Raw genomic sequence first — 17,530 nt, 5'->3', positions numbered from 1 at the left:
ATAGACGGCGCCAGCCCTCTCCCCCTCCCAACCTCCCGACAGGGTATCCTATGGGAGGTTGGGAGGGGGAGAGGGCCGGAGCGGCAATCAACTCCGCAAAACCCCGCCCAGCTTCTCCGCCGCCTTCACCACCGCAGCGCTGATCGCGACCAGCTCCTCCTCGGTGAAGCTTTTCTCACCGGGTTGCAGCATTACCTCGACCGCCAGCGATTTCATCCCCGCTTCCACGCCCGCGCCGGTGAACAGGTCGAACAGTCGCGCATCGACGATGCTCTTCTTGTCGGCGCCTTTCACGGCGCGCGCCAGCGCATCAGCCTCCAGCGCCTCGGGCACGAGGAAAGCGAAGTCGCGCGTCACCGCCTGCAATGCAGGCGGCGCATAGGGCGCGCGCATGAACCCTGCCTTTCGCTTCGCCGGTATCGCATCGAGGAAAAGCTGCGCCGCAACGACTGTGCCGCCAAGGTCGAACGCCTTGGCGAGCGCGGGGTGCAGCACGCCATATTCCGCCAGCACCGTCTTTGGCCCCAGTCGCAAGGTGCCGGACTGGCCGGGATGATAGCTGCCGCCCGCCTCGCCAAACATTTGCAGGTTCGCCACGGGCGCTCCCGCCGCGCCGAGCAACGCCAATGCCTCGGCCTTGGCATCGAACGCGTCGAAGCCGCGCGCCTTGCCTGCCTGCCATCCGCGCGGGCTTTTCTCCCCCGCCATCACTATGCCCAGCGTCAGCTTCTCGATGCTGCTGCCGTCCTCCGCGCGAAAATAACGCCGCCCGATCTCGAACAAACGCACGGACGCCGCGCCCCGGTCGATGTTGCGCCGCGCGGCCGATAGCAGGCCGGGGAGCAAGGACGGACGCATGACCTTGAGGTCTTCGCTGATCGGGTTGGCGAGCATCCAGTCGCCCCCGCCGACGGAAGCCGCCTCCTTCTCGGAAATGAAGCTCCAGTTGATCGCTTCGCTCAAACCCCGCGCGGCAGCGGCACGGCGGGCGCGGCGCTCTGTCAGCTGCTCGGGCGTTGCCGTAGGCTTCGCTACGCCGGGCGCACGCGGCAATGGGGTCGAGGGCACATTGCCGAGGCCGTGGATGCGCACCACCTCCTCCACGATATCCGCCGCGCCATCGATATCGCGCCGCCAGGTCGGCACGGTGATCGTCCAATCGTCCGCCACCTCAAAGCCCAGCTTTTCAAGGATCGCGCGTTGCGCATCCGCCGCGAGGTCAACGCCCGCTATCTTCAGGGTCTGCGCCGGATCATAGGAAAAGTTGCGCCGCGCAACTGGCGGTTCGCCTGCGCGCACCACCTCGCTCGCGCTGCCGCCGCAGGTTTGCTGGATCAGGTCCGTCAGCAGGCTGAGCGCATCGTCGAGGAACGCAGGGTCCACTCCCCGCTCGAAACGGCTGCGCGCATCAGACGTGAGCTGTAACGCCTGCCCCGTGCGGGCGATGTTCTCCGGCGTGAAATAGGCGATCTCCAGCAGCACGTCGGTGGTGTCGTCCGCGCAGCCCGAATGCTCGCCGCCCATAATCCCGGCGATGTCATGCACGCCGGCATCATCGGCAATCACCGTCATGTCCGGCGAAAGGAGATATTCCTTGCCGTTGAGCGCGGTCATGCGCTCGCCCTCATGGGCACGGCGCGCGACGACCGGGCCGGAAAGCTTCGCCAGATCATAGGCGTGCGCGGGCCGTCCGCAGGCGAACATCAGATAGTTGGTGCAATCGACCAGCGCGGAGATGGGCCGCTGGCCGATCGCCTTCAGCCGCGCCTGCATCCATTCGGGCGACGGGCCGTTCTTCACGCCCCGGATGACGCGGCCATAGAAGGCCGGGCAGCCCGCCGGATCGTCGGTGCGAATTTCGACCGGGCAGGGGTATTCGCCCGTAATGGCAGGCACTTCGACCGGCTTGAAGACCCCAAGGCCCGCCGCTGCCAGATCCCGCGCGATGCCCATCACACCCATGCAATCCTGCCGGTTGGGCGTGACCGAAATGTCTATCACCGGGTCGTCAAGCTTCGCATAGTCCGCGAACGCCGCGCCCACCGGCGCGTCAGCGGGCAGCTCGATGATCCCGTCATGATCATCGCCCAGCTCCAGCTCGCGCGTGGAGCACATCATGCCGTTCGACTCGACCCCTCGGATGGCAGCCTTGCGCAGCACCATGCCATTTGCGGGGACGACGGCGCCCTCCACGCCGAACACGCCAACGAGGCCCGCCCGCGCATTGGGCGCGCCGCAGACGACTTGCAGCGGGTTTCCATCGCCGTGATCGACGGTCAGCACCTGAAGCTTGTCGGCTTGGCTGTGCGGCACGGCGGTGAGCACCTTCGCGACCTTGAAGCCGCTGAGCTTCTCTGCCGGATTCTCGACGCCTTCGACCTCGAGGCCAATGTCATTGAGCGTCTTGAGGATCGTCTCGAGATCGGCCTGCGTATCGAGATACTCTTTGAGCCAGGAGAGGGAGAACTTCATGCGCCCACTCCCCCCGAAAGTGTCGGCACATCCAAGGCGCTGAACCCATAATGGCGCAGCCACCTCAAATCGCCGTCAAAGAAGGCGCGCAGGTCGTTCATGCCATATTTCAGCATAGCGAGCCGATCGACCCCGGTGCCGAAGGCGAAGCCCTGCCACTCGTCCGGGTCCAGCCCGCAATTCTCGATCACCTTGCGATGGACCATGCCGGAGCCAAGCACCTCCATCCACCCGCCGCCGGGCGCGTCGCCGCTGCCGCCGATCACGCGCTGGCCCTTCTCGATGGTATAGCCCACATCCACCTCCACCGAAGGCTCGGTGAACGGGAAATAGCTGGGGCGCAGACGCAGCGTGATGTCATCGCGCTCGAAGAACGCCTTCAGAAACGTCTCCAGCGTCCATTTAAGGTGACCGAGATGGATGCCCTTGTCGATCACCAGCCCCTCGATCTGGTGAAACATCGGCGTGTGCGTGGCGTCCGAGTCCGAGCGATAGACGCGGCCGGGCGCGATGATGCGGATCGGCGGCGGGTTCGTCGTCATCGTGCGGATCTGCACCGGCGAGGTATGCGTGCGCAGCAGCATGGAGCGGCCTTCCGCATCCTTGTCCGGGAAATAGAAGGTGTCGTGCATCGCGCGGGCAGGGTGCGTCTCGGGGATATTGAGCGCGGTGAAGTTGCGCCAGTCGTCCTCGATCTCCGGCCCGGTGGCGACGGCGAAGCCCAGGTCCGCGAAGATTTCCGCCAGCTCGTCCATCACCTGGCTGACGGGATGCACGCTGCCCTGCGGCGCGGCCTCGGCAGGCAGCGTCATGTCCAGCCGTTCGGAAGCGAGGCGGGCGTTGAGCGCCTCTTCCTCCAGCGCGGCCTTGCGCGCTGCGATGGCGGCGGTCACACCCTCGCGCAAATCCTGGATCGGCGGGCCTTTCTCCAGCCGCTCCTCGGGAGACATGCCGCCCAACGTCTTGAGCAGCGCCGTCACCACGCCGGACTTGCCGAGCGCGCCGACGCGCAACTCCTCGACTTGCGCCAGCGTGTCGGCGCGTTCGATGTCGGCCAGCAGGCCCGCCTTCAATGCAGTTATTTCGCTCATAATTCCCCGTCATTCCCGCGAAAGCGGGAATCCAGTCTTTGTTCGTGCAGCGGCTCAAAGCCGATATCGACCGCGAGATCGCGCCAGTCGGAATTGGAGCTCTCAATCAACTCCAGCTTCCACTTTCGATTCCATTTCTTCAACCGCTTTTCCCGCATAATCGCCTCTTCCATGGAAGCGCCGATTTGGTAACAGACAAGTCGGTTCACCCCGTAGTCGCTAGTGAAGCCCTTTATCAAGCCGGAACGATGCTGCGCCACCCTTTGCACGAGGTCGGAGGTCACTCCTATGTACAGCGTACCGTTCCGTTTGCTCGCCATAATATAGACTGCGGGCTGACCGGAATCTTTCATGAGGGCTGCCATACTGGATTCCCGCTTTTGCGGGAATGACGAAGGAGCAATACAACAAGGGCGCCGGAGTTACCCCCAGCGCCCTTTTTATTTGGAGGCGGTTCCGGCCCGCTCCCCCTCCCAACCACCCGACAGGGTATCTTATGGGAGCGCTGCCGAGGCACGTGACTCGGCTGCGGGAGGGGGAGCGGGCTGGCGCCGTCTGACTTAAGCTGCCGGAAGGGCGCTCTTGGCCTGCGCCACGATGCCCTTAAACGCCTCGCCCTCGTGCATCGCGATGTCGGCCAGAACCTTCCGGTCCAGCTCCACTCCGGCGAGCTTGAGGCCGTGCATGAACTGGCCGTAGGTCAGGCCCTCCATGCGCACGGCGGCGTTGATGCGCTGGATCCACAGCGCGCGGAAGTTCCGCTTCTTAACCTTGCGGTCGCGATAGGCATATTGCCCGGCCTTCTCGACAGCCTGGCGGGCAATGCGAATCGTATTCTTGCGGCGGCCATAATAGCCTTTTGCCTGCTCCAGGATGTTCTTGTGCTTGGCGCGGGTGGTGGTGCCCCGTTTGACGCGTGCCATCTCTCGCTACTCCTTACTTGAGGCCGTAGGGTGCCCAGAGGCGGACGTGAGCCACGTCGGCATCGGACAGCACGGAAGTGCCACGGTTCTGGCGGATATATTTGGCGTTGTGGCTGATGAGGCGGTGCCGCTTGCCAGCGACGCCATGCTTCACCTTGCCGGTCGCGGTGAACTTGAAGCGCTTCTTCACACCGCTCTTGGTCTTGAGCTTGGGCATTTTCGTCTCCTTCGTTGAGGCCATAAGCCTTTGACGTTTGCGGACAAACAAGGCAGCCCTATCAGCCTGCTCGTCCCATCAAGAATCATCCGGCAAGCCGGACGAAGGCGCGCCTATAGGCAGGAAGGGGTAGAAAAGCAAGGGGCAGCGTCGCTGATCAGCCTGCCTTGCTCACGCGCCTTTTAACTGCCAATGCGCCCCCGGCGATTATCTTGGTCAGCCAGAACAGCGCCGTTACCTGCGGCACCTTGCTGGCGTGGTCGACGATAATCTTGTCCAGGAACCCCCCACTTCCGCCGCCCTTAACGGGCAAAAACCTCCACCGCCGCACATGCGACCAGCAGCATCAGCACAATGCTGGACAGCGCGAAGATCATGAAGCGCAGCATCAACCGGTTGATCGTCGCCTGCACCAGACTGTGGACTACGCGCAGCGCTACATACATCCACGCCAGCAGGGCCGGAAAGCCGCTCCCTGCGCCGATCAGGGCCAATGTCAATGCAATCGCGTAAAATACCGTCGGCGCTTCGTGGAGATGATTGTAATTATGGGCCTTCCACTGCACCCTGGCGGGCAAAAGCTGGTCGAGCGTCGGGGGGTTGTCCTGTACCAGTGAATCCGGCGTCACCTTGAGGCGGTTCACCGCCGGGATGCGGGTGGCGTACATCCATACCCACATCACCATGGTCCAGATCGCCAGCGCGACGACCGGTTTCAGAATTTCGATGTGCATGACAATTTTCTCCCCTTGCTAATGCCCCTCGTGCCCCCCGTGCAGCGCCTCCAGCACATCGTCGAGCCGCGCGGGGTCGCCGAGCGCGATCACCCGCCCGTCGCTGCTGTCGGTCAGCGGATCGCCCGCCCAGTCGCACATGCGCCCGCCCGCGCCCTCCACCACCGGCACCAGCGCCGCGATGTCATGCAGCTTCAGCCCGGCTTCCACCACGATGTCGATATGGCCGGAGGCAAGCAGCGCGTAATTATAGCAGTCCCCGCCCCACACCGTGTCGCGGCAGTCCCGCGCCAGATGCGAGAAGGCCTCGCCGGTGGGGTGCGGGAAATATTGCGGGCCGGTGCTGGCGAGGATGGCTTGGCCCAACTCACGGCAGGCGCGGGTTCGCACCACGCGGCCGTTATGCGTGCTGGCTTGACCCGCCGCCCCCGCCCAGCGTTCGTGCGTGATCGGCTGGTCGATGATGCCGAGCACCGGCCATCCTGCCTGACTGAGCGCGATCAGCGAGCCGAAGATGGGCCGCCCGGCGATAAAGCTCCTCGTGCCGTCGATGGGGTCGAGGATCCATACGCGCTCCGCATCCTCGCGGACTGCGTCATATTCCTCGCCGATGATGCCGTCATCGGGCCGCTCGCGCTCCAGAATCGCGCGGATGGCGGCCTCGGCGGCGCGGTCCGCCTGCGTAACCGGGCTGTCGTCCGCCTTATAGTCGGTCTCGTAAGCGGCGCGGAAAAAGGGGCGGATTGCGGCGCCCGCCGCATCGGCAAGGGCGTGGGCGAGGGCAAGATCGTCGGAAAGGCTCATACGCTTTCCTTGGGCGACGGTGCGCTCAGGCGCAAGAGGGTAAAGCCGGGCCGCGTCCGTCCGTTCTTATGCGTGGACGGAGACTGGCAAAACCATGCTCGGATGGATCATCTGTATCGGAAGCTTCTTGGGCGGCCTCGCCGCGCAGATGGACTTGCCGCGCCATCTGGGCGAGACGATTTCGACAGGACTCTTCGTGGCGAGCTTCTTTTCCTGCCCGGCCCTGTGGAAGCTTTATCCGCTTTCCGACTTCCTCAACGGCAAGCAACGAGCCGCCGCCTGCATCGCGCTGATGCTGGCGCTGCCGCTGGTGCTGGTTGGACCTGCGTGATATTATCCGAAACAGGCAGCTGCGCTGCGTTTCGGATTTGCGGCGCCAGCCCTCTCCCCCGCCCAACCTCCCGACACGGTAAAATATCGGGAGGTTGGGCGGGGGAGAGGGCTGGTACTGATTATCCGCGTGAGCGGATCAATCAAACAGAGAGCTAACCGAGCTTTCGTCCGAAATGCGCTTGATCGCCTCGCCGAGTAGCGGCGCGATCGGCATCTGGCGCACCTTGTTGCTCGCCAGCACCGCTTCGTTGCCGAGGATCGAGTCGGTGATCACCAGCTCCAGCAGCTGCGACGCCTCGACCCGCGCGACCGCGCCGCCCGAGAGCACGCCGTGGCTGACATAGGCGACCACATCCTCAGCACCCGCAGCCTTGAGCGCCGCCGCCGCGTTGCAGAGCGTACCCGCCGAATCGACGATATCGTCGATCAGCACGCAGAAGCGACCCGATACGTCGCCGATGATGTTCATGACCTCCGATTCGCCCGCGCGCTCGCGGCGCTTGTCCACAATGGCAAGCGGCGCGTTGTCGAGCCGCTTCGCCAGCGCGCGCGCACGCACCACGCCGCCCACGTCCGGTGAGACGACCATGATATTCTTGTCACCAAAGCGCGCCTGAATATCGGCGGACATCACCGGCGCGGCAAACAGATTATCGGTCGGGATATCGAAGAAGCCCTGGATCTGCCCGGCATGCAGATCGACGCACAGCACGCGGTCTGCGCCGGCCACGGTGATGAGGTTCGCCACCAGCTTGGCAGAGATCGGCGTGCGCGGGCCGGGCTTGCGGTCCTGCCGGGCATAGCCGAAATAGGGCAGCACCGCCGTGATCCGCTTGGCCGACGCACGGCGCAGAGCGTCGATGCAGATCAACAGCTCCATGAGGTTGTCATTGGTGGGAAAGCTGGTCGACTGGATCAGGAACACATCCTCGCCGCGGACGTTCTCATGTACCTCGACGAACACTTCCTCGTCGGCGAAACGCCTTACGGAGGCATTGGTGAGCGGCATTTCGAGATAGTCGGCTATTGCCTGGGCAAGCGGCCGGTTGCTGTTGCCGGTCATCAATTTCATGGAGCGCCCCTCGTTGCAATCCTGTGACGGTTGATACGCCGCCTTTAGCGGGCAACACGCAAAGGGCAAGGCTTTTGCCGCGAGCGAAAATACTCTAGGGGCCAGCAGATGACGCATTCTTTACTGATAGCCCTTGCGCAGACTACGCAGTCTGTGGGTGATCTTGCCGGAAACGCCGATGCCATGCTGGAATGGCGCGCGAAAGCTGCGGCACAGGGCGCGGATCTGGTGGTTTTCCCCGAGCTGCAGTTGATCGGCTATCCCCCCGAGGATCTGGTGCTGAAACCCGCTCTGGTGGAGCGCGCGGGCGACGAGCTGCTGCGCCTGATGCGGGCGAGCGCGGATGGCGGCCCGGCAATGCTGGTCGGCACCGTGATCGCCAATCAGGGCGCGCTGTTCAACTGCGTCGCGCTGCTCGATGGCGGCGAGATCAAGGCAGTGCGGCAAAAGCGCGAACTGCCCAATTACGGCACGTTCGACGAAAAGCGCCTGTTCGCGCCCGGCCCCCTGCCCGAGCCGATGGAATTTCGGGGTGTCAAGATCGGCGTACCGGTCTGCGAGGACCTGTGGTTCCCGTTCGTGTGCGCGCACCTGAAGGCGCAGGGCGCGCAGCTGCTCATTTCACCCAATGGCAGCCCCTATGAGATCGACAAGGACGAGCGCCGCGTGGCGCAGGTATGCGCGGCGCGGGTGCGGGAAACGGGCCTCCCCATCGCCTATCTGAACCGCGTCGGCGGGCAGGACGAGCTGGCGTTCGATGGTGCGTCGTTCGTGCTCAACGGCGACGGCAGCCTTGCGCATCAAATGACGGACTGGCGCGAGGAGCTGCGTCTCACCCGCTGGGAAGCGCAAGCAGATGGCCGCTGGGCTTGCACACCGGGCGAGATTGCCCCGCTCGCGCCCTACCCGGAAGACGTCTATTGCGCGATGATCGTGGGCCTGCGCGATTATGTGGAGCGCAACCGCTTCCCCGGCGTGGTGCTCGGCCTTTCGGGCGGGATCGACAGCGCCTTGAGCGCCGCCGTCGCCGTCGATGCGCTGGGGCCGGAGCGGGTGTGGTGCGTGATGATGCCGTCGCCGTTCACGAGCCAGGAAAGCCTCGACGACGCCGCCGAATGCGCCCGGATGCTCGGCGTCCGGCTTGACAGTATTTCAATAGCGGACGCTATGAAATCCTTCGACACTATGCTTTCGGGCGTTTTCGAAGGGCGCGGCAAAGACCTGACGGAAGAAAACATCCAGTCCCGCATCCGCGGCGTCACGCTGATGGCGCTCTCCAACAAGTTCGGCCACATGCTGCTCACCACCGGCAACAAGAGCGAGATGTCGGTGGGTTACGCCACCATCTATGGCGACATGGCGGGCGGCTATTCGGTGCTGAAGGACGCCTACAAGACCACGGTGTTCGATCTCTCGCGCTGGAGGAACGCGCATAAGCCAGCCATCGGCCTCGGCGCTGAAGGCCCGGTAATGCCTGAGCGCGTCATCACCAAACCGCCGACGGCAGAGCTGCGCGAGAACCAGAAGGACGAAGACAGCCTGCCGCCCTATGAGGTGCTCGATCCGATCCTGCACGGGCTGGTGGAGAGCGAGCTTTCGGTGGAACAGGTCGTCGCGCGCGGCTTCGACCGGGAAACCGTCGCCCGGATTGAGCGGCTGCTCTATATCGCGGAGTACAAAAGGCGGCAGGCACCCCCGGGCGTCAAGCTCGGCAGCCGCAACTTCGGCCGCGACCGCCGCTATCCCATCACCAATGCGTTCCGGACGAGCTGACGGTGCTCAACAGCAATTTCATCGTTTATGTGGATGAAAGCGGCGATGCCAACCTGAGCAATCCCGACCCCAATTTCCCCATGTTTGTCTTGGCGTTCTGCATCTTCAACAAAGCACACTATGTCGATTTCGTCTCGCCATCCATCCAGCGCTTCAAGTTCAAATATTTCGGGCATGATGCGGTCATTCTGCATGAACGCGAGATAAGACAACAGACCCCGCCATTCGCCTTTCTGAAATCAGTCGCTAAGCGTGAAGCGTTCATGGCGGATCTGGATGATCTGGTTATCAATGCGCCCTTCACCGTTATTGCAGCGGTGATCGACAAGCTGGCATTGAAAAAACGCTACGCACGCCCGGAAGACCCGTATCATCTTTCACTCAAGTTCTGTATGGAGCGCCTTCAGAAATATCTTGTTACTAATGATGCTAAGGGCACCTCGCACATCATATTCGAACGGCGCGGTCATGAGGAAGATAACGCTCTTGAACTTGAGTTCCGCCGAATCAAGGATGGAAAGAACTACGCCGCGCAGACTTTCCAGGACCTCGAAATTGTATTTGCCCACAAAAAAATCAATTCTGGGGGGCTTCAGTTAGCGGATTTAGTGGCCCGTCCCATCGGCCTTCATCAGTTGAGGCCCCGACAAACCAATCGTGCTTATTCAATTATCGAGAAGAAATTTTGCTGTAACACGACAGGTGAATTTCGCGGGTTCGGACTAAAATGCTTCCCCTGAAAAACAAATGGCCCCGCGAAGCGAGACCATTTGCCGACTGGGAACAACCCCCTGTCCAATGCCAGAAATATATGCTTTTCCCATCGAATTGTCAAGAGTTGCCATGACCGTCATCACCCGTTTCGCGCCCTCGCCCACCGGGCATCTCCATGTCGGCAATCTGCGCACGGCGATCCACAACTGGATGTGGGCGCGCCGTCACAATGGCCGCTTCCTGCTGCGGCTCGACGATACGGACGTTGAGCGGTCCCGGCCCGAATATGCCGATGGCATCCGCGCCGATCTCGCCTGGCTCGGCCTTACGCCTGACGACGAGGTGAAGCAGTCAGACCGTTTCGCCCTTTATGAAGCGCGCTTTACAGAGCTGCACGCGGCAGGAAGGGTCTATCCCTGCTACGAAACCGCGCAGGAGCTGGACCTCAAGCGCAAGGTGCAACTGGGGCGCGGCCTGCCCCCGGTTTATGACCGCGCGGCGCTTTCCCTCACGCCCGACCAGATTGCGGCCTATGAGGCGGAAGGGCGCACGCCCCACTGGCGTTTCCGGCTCGATCATGACGCGCCGATCGCGTGGGACGATATGGTGCGCGGGCCGCAGCATTTCGACCCGAAGCTGCTGTCCGATCCTGTCATCCGCCGCGCGGACGGCAGCTGGCTCTATATGCTCCCGTCGGTGATCGACGATGTTGATATGGGCATCACCCATGTCGTGCGCGGCGAGGATCATGTCACCAACACCGCCGCGCAGATCCAGATGTTCGCCGCGCTGGGTGCAACGCCCCCCGCCTTCGCGCACGAGGCGCTGCTGGTGGGGAGCGAAGGCAAGCTCTCGAAGCGGCTCGGCTCGCTGGGCGTGGGCACATTTCGCGAGCAGGGGCTGGAGCCCATGGCGCTGATCGCGCTGCTGGCGCGCATCGGCACCTCGGACCCGGTAATCCCGGTGGCGGACCCGGCGCCGCTCGTCGCCGCGTTCGACTTTGCCCATTTCGGCCGCGCGCCCGCCCGTTTCGATGAGGGCGAGCTGAAACTGCTCAACCAGAAGATCGTGCATCTGTTGGATTATGACGCGGTGAAGGGCCGCCTGCCCACAGGCGTGAGCGAGGCGGGTTGGCTTGCGCTGCGCCCCAATCTCGAAATTGTAGCGGACATTAGCGACTGGTGGCGGATCGTCACCGGGCCGATTAATGCCCCCGCGCCCGAGGCTGACGACGTCCCCTATCTCGCCGCCGCCGCCGATGCGCTCGCCAGCCTGCCGTTCGACGCAGGCGTGTGGCCAGCCCTCACCGAGCAACTGAAGGCCGAGACCGGGCGCAAGGGCAAGGCGTTGTTCCTGCCCCTGCGCCGCGCGCTCACCGGTCTCGACCACGGACCGGATATGGCGGCGCTGTTGCCGCTCATCGGGCGGGATGAGGCATTGAAACGCCTGTCGGCCTGAATATCTACCCCACGCTCAGCAACAGCTGCCCGTCGCCCTCGCCGACATGCACGGTCGATCCATCCGGCACCTGGCCGGAGAGGATGAGCTCGGCGAGCGGGTCCTGCAGATATTTCTGTACCGCCCGCTTCAAGGGCCGCGCGCCATAGACCGGATCATAGCCGACCCGGCCCAGCCAGCCGCGTGCGCCTTCGCTGAGGTCCAGCGTCACCTTGCGGTCTTTCAGCAGCTTCGCCACCCGGCTCACCTGGATGTCGACGATCGGCGCCATATGCTCCGCGCCCAGCCGGTGGAACAGGATGATCTCATCGAGCCGGTTCAGGAACTCAGGCCGGAAATGCGCGCGCACCACGTCCATAACCTGCGGCTCGACCTTCTCGACATCCTCGCCCTCGCCCAGATTGGCGATAAACTGGCTGCCGAGGTTGGAGGTGAGCACGATGATCGTGTTGGTAAAATCAACCGTGCGTCCCTGCCCGTCGGTAAGGCGCCCGTCGTCGAGCACCTGGAGCAGCACGTTGAACACATCGCCGTGCGCCTTTTCCACCTCATCGAACAGCACGACCTGATAGGGCCGCCGCCGCACCGCCTCGGTGAGCACGCCGCCCTCCTCATAGCCGACATAGCCCGGAGGCGCGCCGATCAGCCTAGCGACACTGTGCTTCTCCATGAACTCGCTCATGTCGATGCGCACCATCGCGCTGTCGTCGTCGAACAAAAAGCCGGCGAGCGCCTTGGTCAGCTCGGTCTTGCCCACACCCGTGGGGCCGAGGAACAGGAAGCTGCCCAGCGGCCGGTTGGGGTCCTGTAGACCTGCGCGGCTGCGGCGCACGGCGGTGGAGACGGCCTTCACCGCATCCGCCTGCCCGATCACGCGCTTGCCGATCTCTGCTTCCATGGCGAGCAGCTTTTCCCGCTCGCCCTCCATCATCTTGTCGACGGGAATGCCGGTCCAGCGGCTGACGACGCCCGCAATGTCTTCCGCCGTCACCTCCTCGCGCAGCATCGCGCCCGCAGACGCAGCCTGTGCCTCGGCCAGCTGGCGCTCCAGATCGGGGATGCGGCCATATTGCAGCTCTCCCGCACGTGCATAATCGCCCCCGCGCTGCGCCTGCTCCACCTCCAGCCGCGCGGCGTCCAGCTCCTCCTTGAGGCGCTGTTCTCCGGCGATCTTGTCCTTCTCACCCTGCCAGCGCGCTGTGAGTTCCGCCGATTGCTGCTCCAGATTGGCGAGGTCTTCCTCCAGCGCGGCGAGGCGATCCTTCGACGCCTGATCGCTCTCTTTCTTCAGCGCCTCACGCTCGATCTTCATCTGGATGATGCGGCGGTCGAGATTTTCGATTTCCTCGGGCTTGCTTTCCACCTCCATGCGCAGGCGGCTCGCGGCCTCGTCCATCAGGTCGATCGCCTTGTCGGGCAGGAAACGGTCGGAGATATAGCGGTTGGAAAGCGTCGCGGCAGACACCAGTGCGCCGTCGGTGATGCGCACGCCATGGTGCAGCTCATATTTCTCCTTCAACCCGCGCAGGATCGAGATCGTGTCCTCCACAGTCGGTTCGCCCACGAACACCGGCTGGAAGCGGCGCTGCAACGCGGCGTCCTTCTCGACATATTTCTGATATTCATCGAGCGTGGTCGCGCCGATGCAATGCAGCTCGCCACGCGCGAGGGCGGGCTTGAGCAGATTGCCCGCGTCCATCGCCCCTTCCGATTTGCCTGCGCCGATCAGCGTGTGCATCTCGTCGATGAAGAGGATGATGTGGCCTTCCGCGCCCTTCACCTCCTCGAGCACGCCTTTCAGCCGCTCCTCGAACTCGCCACGATATTTGGCCCCCGCGATCAGGCTGCCCATATCGAGCGCCATCAGCGCGCGGTCCTTCAGCGTATCGGGCACATCGCCATTGGCGATGCGCAGCGCGAGGCCTTCGGCGATCGCGGTCTTGCCTACGCCAGGTTCGCCGATCAGCACCGGGTTATTCTTGGTGCGGCGGGCGAGAATCTGGATCGTACGGCGAATCTCCTCGTCGCGGCCGATCACGGGGTCGAGCTTGCCTGCGCGGGCGGCCTCGGTGAGGTCCCGCGCGAATTTCTTGAGCGCGTCATAGCGGTCTTCGGCGGTGGCGGTATCCGCCGTGCGCCCGCCGCGCAGCTGGTTGATAGCACCGTTCAAGGCTTCCGCCTTCACGCCTGCGGCAGAGAGCGCCTTGCCCGCCGCAGTGGTGGAGGCCAGCACAAGCGCGAGCAGCAGCCGCTCCACGGTGACGAAGCTGTCCCCCGCCTTCTGCGCGATCTGCTCGGCACTGTCGAGCACGCGCACCGCGTCATTATCGAGGCCGGGCGAGGCCTGCGCGCCCGAACCCGACACAGCCGGAACCCTGGCCAGCGCCGCGTCCGTCTCGCGCACAGCCACGCTCGCGTCACCGCCAGCCGCCTTGATCAGCCCGGCGGCCATGCCCTCGCTGTCTTCCAGCAGCGCTTTCAGCAGATGCTCCGGCGCAATACGCTGATGGCTCATGCGGATCGCGACTGTCTGTGCGCTCTGCAAAAAGCCCTTGGCCCGGTCCGTAAATTTTTCGAGGTTCATGTGCGTTCCTCCAATCTCTTGCAATCAGAGGTAATGTGGCAATTTTGCCACACAAGGACCGAGGTCAAAATTATTGTGAGGAGCACCCTAGGGGCTGTGGGGATTCAGTTCAGATGGAGCCGAGAAGGGGGATTTTCGAGCATCTTGAAACGAGGCACGTGACTCGTTTCAACGCAGCGTACTTAAAGCTACGTGAGCACCGAAGCGCAGAAAATTGCGCTTTGCAGGCCTATATGAATTGAATCCCCACAGCCCCTAGGTTCGTATCGGCGGAACAATGCCCCGTGTCTGCGGGTTGTAAAGTTGGAAACAGGCGCATATACCACTCGCCGCAGCGATGGGGAGTGGGACGTTCAGAATTCCTTCACCTTTGCGAGGCAAGTTGGGGGTATGGCGATGAAGTTTGCTTTGGACACATATCGTGACGTGATGAGCGGTGACCATCGCCGCCGGATGCACGCAGTGATGACTTTTGGCCTTTGGTTCATCGCAGGCTCGTTTGTTGTCTCCACGGCCATGGACTTTTTCTCTCAGTATGAGAATGTTGCTGTTGCCGCGTTGGGCGGAACCCTAGTCTCAGGTGTCGTTGCTGCCGTAAAAATGAGCTAACTCAGCAATGCTGGTTGGCATTTGGGGATGGGCTGCCTCGTCCGTCACAGCTATTGTTGCTGCAGTTTGCGTCTTGACGATATTAATCCGCGGAGGATTTCATCTTGGCAGAAATGGCAAGATTTCGCGTCAGCGCTGTGCAAGCGTATTCATTTTGTCGGTCTCTTGCTATACTTTTGCCGTTCTAGTAGCGTCGGAACTGATATTCCACGGTCCGAAATTGTCATATTTGATTCACAACGGCTTTGGTGATCAACGGATCGCTTGGTTGTTGAGCGGGATCGTATTGGATAGCGTTTTTCGTATTTGGGATGAATTCTCCCACGACTGAATATTCTATCCATCCCCAAGTCTAGAGCATTTTTACAAGAACAAAGAACGCTCTATTTTTTATTTCATTTTCTGAGTCTAAGACCGTCTACGATCATCTTGAAAATGGTCTAGAATATTCTTTGTTACCGGACTGCAAACCCGTGCATCCGCCGCGCCCATTGATAGCCGATGACCCCACCCTTCACGGGCTGGATCATCGCAATGGCCAGTACTGCGGTAAGCGTCGGCCAGATCGCAGCCTGCCAGCCGAGCGGGATATCGAACCAGTAATTCACCTCGATCATCGTCGGCACGAGCAGATGGCCCAGCACGATGATGACGATATAGGCGGGAAAATCATCGGCCTGGTGCCCGTCCAGCGCCTCGCCACAATGCGGGCAGGATGCGGCCGGTTTGAGGAAACGGGCGAACAGCCGCCCCTCTCCACACGCGGGGCAGCGCCCGGCCAGCCCGCGCTTGATCGCGGGCCACGAGGGGCGAACGGGGGTGCTGTCGGCCATGGCGCGGGAGATAGGCTGGCCTGCACGACGAGGCAAGGTGCGGCACGGAAATAAGTGTGGAATGAGAGCGGTCTGCCTGCGATAGGGCGGGGCCATGCGCGCGACCCTGCCCACCGGCCCCTTTGTCCTGCTCGACGATGCCCGCCCCGGCGGCGCGGCGCGGCTGGCGCGCCTCCATTCCAATCCTGTTGAGGTGGTGCACGCGAGGGAGCTGGATGAGGTCCGCCCTGCGCTGGAGCGGTTGCGCGCCGCCAGCAAAGCCGGGCTGCATGCGGCCGGTTTTATAGGCTATGAAGCGGGCTACGCGCTCGAACCGCGCCTTGCAGGCCTGGACGCGCGGCGACGGCCAGACGACCCTCCGCTATTGTGGTTTGGCCTGTGCGAAGAGGTGCAGGAAATCGCGCCTGAGGATGTGCCCACCCTCTTCCCTCCCAGCGCGCCAAACATACCCGCCACCACGCCCCTGCTGTCCCGAGAGGACTATGTCGCGGCGTTTGAAGTCATAAGCGACAAGATCATAGCGGGAGACATTTATCAGGCCAATCTGACCTTTTCGTGCACCGTTGAGACCGGGACAGACCCTGTAGCGCTTTATGGCGCTATCCGCCCCCGCGCGGCGGCGGGGCATGGTGCGCTGGTGTTCACCGGCGAGCACTGGTTGCTCAGCTTTTCGCCGGAACAGTTTTTCGCGCTGGAGGGAGATCGCCTCACAACCCGCCCGATGAAGGGCACCGCGCTGCGCGATGCCGACCCCGCACACGATGCCGCCAATGCCGCCGCGCTGAAGGCGGACCCCAAGCAACGCGCCGAAAACCTGATGATCGTGGACCTGCTGCGCAACGATCTCTCCCGCATCGCGCGGCCGGGCAGCGTGCAGGTGCCGGAGCTGTTCACGGTCGAAAGCTATCCTACCGTCCACCAGATGACCTCTGCGGTGACCGCGCGGCTGCGCGACGGGCTGGACGCGGTGGATGCGCTCACCGCGCTGTTTCCCTGCGGCTCCATCACCGGCGCGCCCAAGATCCGCGCCATGGAAATCCTGCACGCGGTAGAGCGCCAGGCGCGCGGCCCCTACACCGGCACGATCGGCGCGATAGGCGCCAGCGGGGATGCCCGCTTCAATGTTGCCATTCGCACCATTTGCGTCAAAATGGGGGAGGCGCAGGGGGTGATCGGGCTTGGGTCGGGCCTGGTGGCCGACTCAGAGGCACAAAGCGAGTGGCGAGAATGTCTGGACAAGTCGCGGTTTCTTGCCGGGGGCATGCATGAGCGGGGGTGACATCGCGCCGTTCGATCTTGTCGAGACCATTGCCTTCGATCCCGCCGAGGGCATGCCGCTGCTGGAATATCACCTCGCACGCATCAAGCACAGCGCGGATGAGCTGGGTTTCGCGTTTGACCGGCATAGTGCGCGCAACGAGCTTCAGGCGGCGACCTTCCGCCTGCGCGAACGCAGCCGGGTGCGCCTGCTCGCTTCGCGCGGCGGCGCGCTCGCGACAGAGGTGCGCCACCACATCACCTGGCCGCAACCCATCATGCAGGTGGCGCTGGTGAAGCGGATCGTCGCGGCGGACGACTGGCGTCTGCGGCACAAGACTACGGAGCGTGACCTCTATCGCGAGGCGCTGGCCCAAGGCGGCACCTATGAGGTGGTGATGGTCGACGACAACGGCTTTTTGACCGAGGGCAGCTTCACCAACATCTTCGTAGAGCGCGGCGACCGGCTGGTGACACCGCCGCTCGCCCGCGGCCTCCTGCCCGGCGTGCTGCGCGCCAGCCTGTTGGAAATGGGCGAGGCGGTGGAGGGGGATCTGCGCCCCTATGACCTGGAGCGCGGCTTCTTCATCGGCAACGCCGCGCGCGGCATGGTGGCGGCGCAACTGCTGCGCCGCTAATTTCGCAGGTGCAGCATG

18 protein-coding genes are annotated in these 17,530 nt (G+C 63.2%); 7 read left to right on the top strand and 11 right to left on the bottom strand.

Annotated elements, in window-relative coordinates:
- Window positions 1-87: 87 nt before the first annotated feature.
- From pheT to hisN, 8 genes are all read right to left on the bottom strand, one after another.
- A complete protein-coding gene (gene pheT / locus OOT33_RS10160; protein ID WP_307749912.1) occupies window positions 88-2,472 on the bottom strand; it encodes a phenylalanine--tRNA ligase subunit beta in 2,385 nt (794 codons plus the stop codon).
- Entirely contained in the window at window positions 2,469-3,563 is a 1,095-nt protein-coding gene (pheS, locus tag OOT33_RS10155; protein WP_307749911.1) for a phenylalanine--tRNA ligase subunit alpha, read from the bottom strand. The genes pheT and pheS overlap by 4 nt, the downstream gene beginning before the upstream one ends.
- The gene (locus OOT33_RS10150; RefSeq protein WP_307749910.1) at window positions 3,560-3,928 is read right to left on the bottom strand and encodes a GIY-YIG nuclease family protein; all 369 of its coding nucleotides are present in this window, start codon (window positions 3,926-3,928) and stop codon (window positions 3,560-3,562) included. Before OOT33_RS10150 ends, pheS begins: the two co-directional genes overlap by 4 nt.
- A gap of 195 nt (window positions 3,929-4,123) precedes the next feature.
- Window positions 4,124-4,486, bottom strand: a complete 363-nt coding sequence (rplT, locus tag OOT33_RS10145) for a 50S ribosomal protein L20 (protein ID WP_307749909.1) — start codon at window positions 4,484-4,486, stop codon at window positions 4,124-4,126.
- 13 nt (window positions 4,487-4,499) lie between these two features.
- Window positions 4,500-4,703 carry a 50S ribosomal protein L35 gene (gene rpmI, locus OOT33_RS10140; protein ID WP_275486851.1) on the bottom strand — a complete coding sequence of 68 codons (204 nt, stop codon included), beginning with the start codon at window positions 4,701-4,703 and terminating at the stop codon, window positions 4,500-4,502.
- Between the two features lie 157 nt (window positions 4,704-4,860).
- The gene (locus tag OOT33_RS10135; RefSeq protein ID WP_307749908.1) at window positions 4,861-5,016 is read right to left on the bottom strand and encodes a hypothetical protein; all 156 of its coding nucleotides are present in this window, start codon (window positions 5,014-5,016) and stop codon (window positions 4,861-4,863) included.
- Window positions 5,006-5,437, bottom strand: coding sequence for an MAPEG family protein (locus tag OOT33_RS10130; protein ID WP_307749907.1), 432 nt, complete (start codon window positions 5,435-5,437; stop codon window positions 5,006-5,008). Before OOT33_RS10130 ends, OOT33_RS10135 begins: the two co-directional genes overlap by 11 nt.
- A gap of 18 nt (window positions 5,438-5,455) precedes the next feature.
- Window positions 5,456-6,241: a histidinol-phosphatase gene (gene hisN, locus OOT33_RS10125; RefSeq protein ID WP_307749906.1), complete on the bottom strand. Its 786-nt coding sequence runs from the start codon at window positions 6,239-6,241 to the stop codon at window positions 5,456-5,458.
- 94 nt (window positions 6,242-6,335) lie between these two features.
- Here hisN and OOT33_RS10120 point away from each other — a divergent pair, with 94 nt between their 5' ends.
- The gene (locus OOT33_RS10120; protein ID WP_307749905.1) at window positions 6,336-6,572 is read left to right on the top strand and encodes a hypothetical protein; all 237 of its coding nucleotides are present in this window, start codon (window positions 6,336-6,338) and stop codon (window positions 6,570-6,572) included.
- Between the two features lie 138 nt (window positions 6,573-6,710).
- On the opposite strand, the gene OOT33_RS10115 is transcribed toward OOT33_RS10120, so the two are convergent.
- On the bottom strand, window positions 6,711-7,646 hold the full coding sequence (locus OOT33_RS10115; RefSeq protein WP_307749904.1) for a ribose-phosphate diphosphokinase: 936 nt from the start codon (window positions 7,644-7,646) through the stop codon (window positions 6,711-6,713).
- A gap of 108 nt (window positions 7,647-7,754) precedes the next feature.
- On the opposite strand from OOT33_RS10115, the gene OOT33_RS10110 reads away from it, so the two are divergent.
- From OOT33_RS10110 to gltX, 3 genes are all read left to right on the top strand, one after another.
- A complete protein-coding gene (locus tag OOT33_RS10110; protein ID WP_307749903.1) occupies window positions 7,755-9,419 on the top strand; it encodes an NAD+ synthase in 1,665 nt (554 codons plus the stop codon).
- A 2-nt stretch (window positions 9,420-9,421) separates the two neighbouring features.
- A complete protein-coding gene (locus tag OOT33_RS10105) occupies window positions 9,422-10,159 on the top strand; it encodes a DUF3800 domain-containing protein (protein ID WP_307749901.1) in 738 nt (245 codons plus the stop codon).
- A gap of 103 nt (window positions 10,160-10,262) precedes the next feature.
- Window positions 10,263-11,591, top strand: a complete 1,329-nt coding sequence (gene gltX / locus OOT33_RS10100) for a glutamate--tRNA ligase (protein WP_307749900.1) — start codon at window positions 10,263-10,265, stop codon at window positions 11,589-11,591.
- Window positions 11,592-11,595: 4 nt separating this feature from the next.
- Here the strand turns inward: gltX and clpB are convergent, their stop codons facing one another.
- A complete protein-coding gene (gene clpB, locus OOT33_RS10095) occupies window positions 11,596-14,175 on the bottom strand; it encodes an ATP-dependent chaperone ClpB (RefSeq protein ID WP_307749899.1) in 2,580 nt (859 codons plus the stop codon).
- Window positions 14,176-14,565: 390 nt separating this feature from the next.
- Between clpB and OOT33_RS10090 the strand changes: the two genes are divergently transcribed.
- Window positions 14,566-14,784, top strand: coding sequence for a hypothetical protein (locus OOT33_RS10090; RefSeq protein ID WP_307749898.1), 219 nt, complete (start codon window positions 14,566-14,568; stop codon window positions 14,782-14,784).
- A 455-nt stretch (window positions 14,785-15,239) separates the two neighbouring features.
- Here OOT33_RS10090 and OOT33_RS10085 read toward each other — a convergent pair whose 3' ends face one another.
- Window positions 15,240-15,617 (bottom strand): DUF983 domain-containing protein, encoded by a 378-nt coding sequence (locus OOT33_RS10085; RefSeq protein WP_307749897.1) that lies wholly within the window; start codon window positions 15,615-15,617, stop codon window positions 15,240-15,242.
- A gap of 94 nt (window positions 15,618-15,711) precedes the next feature.
- On the opposite strand from OOT33_RS10085, the gene pabB reads away from it, so the two are divergent.
- Together pabB and OOT33_RS10075 are read left to right on the top strand one after the other, a co-directional pair.
- A complete protein-coding gene (pabB, locus tag OOT33_RS10080) occupies window positions 15,712-16,896 on the top strand; it encodes an aminodeoxychorismate synthase component I (RefSeq protein WP_307749896.1) in 1,185 nt (394 codons plus the stop codon).
- Window positions 16,883-17,512 (top strand): aminotransferase class IV, encoded by a 630-nt coding sequence (locus tag OOT33_RS10075; protein WP_307749895.1) that lies wholly within the window; start codon window positions 16,883-16,885, stop codon window positions 17,510-17,512. The genes pabB and OOT33_RS10075 overlap by 14 nt, the downstream gene beginning before the upstream one ends.
- The last annotated feature ends 18 nt before the right edge of the window (window positions 17,513-17,530 follow it).

It is taken from the genome of Sphingobium sp. DEHP117 (assembly GCF_030867385.1).
Classification (GTDB): Bacteria; Pseudomonadota; Alphaproteobacteria; order Sphingomonadales; family Sphingomonadaceae; genus Sphingobium.
This window is presented reverse-complemented; position numbering and strand designations above follow the sequence as displayed.

Excerpts from the sequence above, each read along its gene's own strand:
- pheT (WP_307749912.1), bottom strand. The coding sequence starts at position 2,472 with ATGAAGTTCTCCCTCTCCTGGCTCAAAGAGTATCTCGATACGCAGGCC.
- pheS (WP_307749911.1), bottom strand. The coding sequence starts at position 3,563 with ATGAGCGAAATAACTGCATTGAAGGCGGGCCTGCTGGCCGACATCGAA.
- OOT33_RS10150 (WP_307749910.1), bottom strand. The coding sequence starts at position 3,928 with ATGGCAGCCCTCATGAAAGATTCCGGTCAGCCCGCAGTCTATATTATG.
- rplT (WP_307749909.1), bottom strand. The coding sequence starts at position 4,486 with ATGGCACGCGTCAAACGGGGCACCACCACCCGCGCCAAGCACAAGAAC.
- rpmI (WP_275486851.1), bottom strand. The coding sequence starts at position 4,703 with ATGCCCAAGCTCAAGACCAAGAGCGGTGTGAAGAAGCGCTTCAAGTTC.
- OOT33_RS10130 (WP_307749907.1), bottom strand. The coding sequence starts at position 5,437 with ATGCACATCGAAATTCTGAAACCGGTCGTCGCGCTGGCGATCTGGACC.
- hisN (WP_307749906.1), bottom strand. The coding sequence starts at position 6,241 with ATGAGCCTTTCCGACGATCTTGCCCTCGCCCACGCCCTTGCCGATGCG.
- OOT33_RS10120 (WP_307749905.1), top strand. The coding sequence starts at position 6,336 with ATGCTCGGATGGATCATCTGTATCGGAAGCTTCTTGGGCGGCCTCGCC.
- OOT33_RS10115 (WP_307749904.1), bottom strand. The coding sequence starts at position 7,646 with ATGAAATTGATGACCGGCAACAGCAACCGGCCGCTTGCCCAGGCAATA.
- OOT33_RS10110 (WP_307749903.1), top strand. The coding sequence starts at position 7,755 with ATGACGCATTCTTTACTGATAGCCCTTGCGCAGACTACGCAGTCTGTG.
- gltX (WP_307749900.1), top strand. The coding sequence starts at position 10,263 with ATGACCGTCATCACCCGTTTCGCGCCCTCGCCCACCGGGCATCTCCAT.
- clpB (WP_307749899.1), bottom strand. The coding sequence starts at position 14,175 with ATGAACCTCGAAAAATTTACGGACCGGGCCAAGGGCTTTTTGCAGAGC.
- OOT33_RS10090 (WP_307749898.1), top strand. The coding sequence starts at position 14,566 with ATGGCGATGAAGTTTGCTTTGGACACATATCGTGACGTGATGAGCGGT.
- OOT33_RS10085 (WP_307749897.1), bottom strand. The coding sequence starts at position 15,617 with ATGGCCGACAGCACCCCCGTTCGCCCCTCGTGGCCCGCGATCAAGCGC.
- pabB (WP_307749896.1), top strand. The coding sequence starts at position 15,712 with ATGCGCGCGACCCTGCCCACCGGCCCCTTTGTCCTGCTCGACGATGCC.
- OOT33_RS10075 (WP_307749895.1), top strand. The coding sequence starts at position 16,883 with ATGAGCGGGGGTGACATCGCGCCGTTCGATCTTGTCGAGACCATTGCC.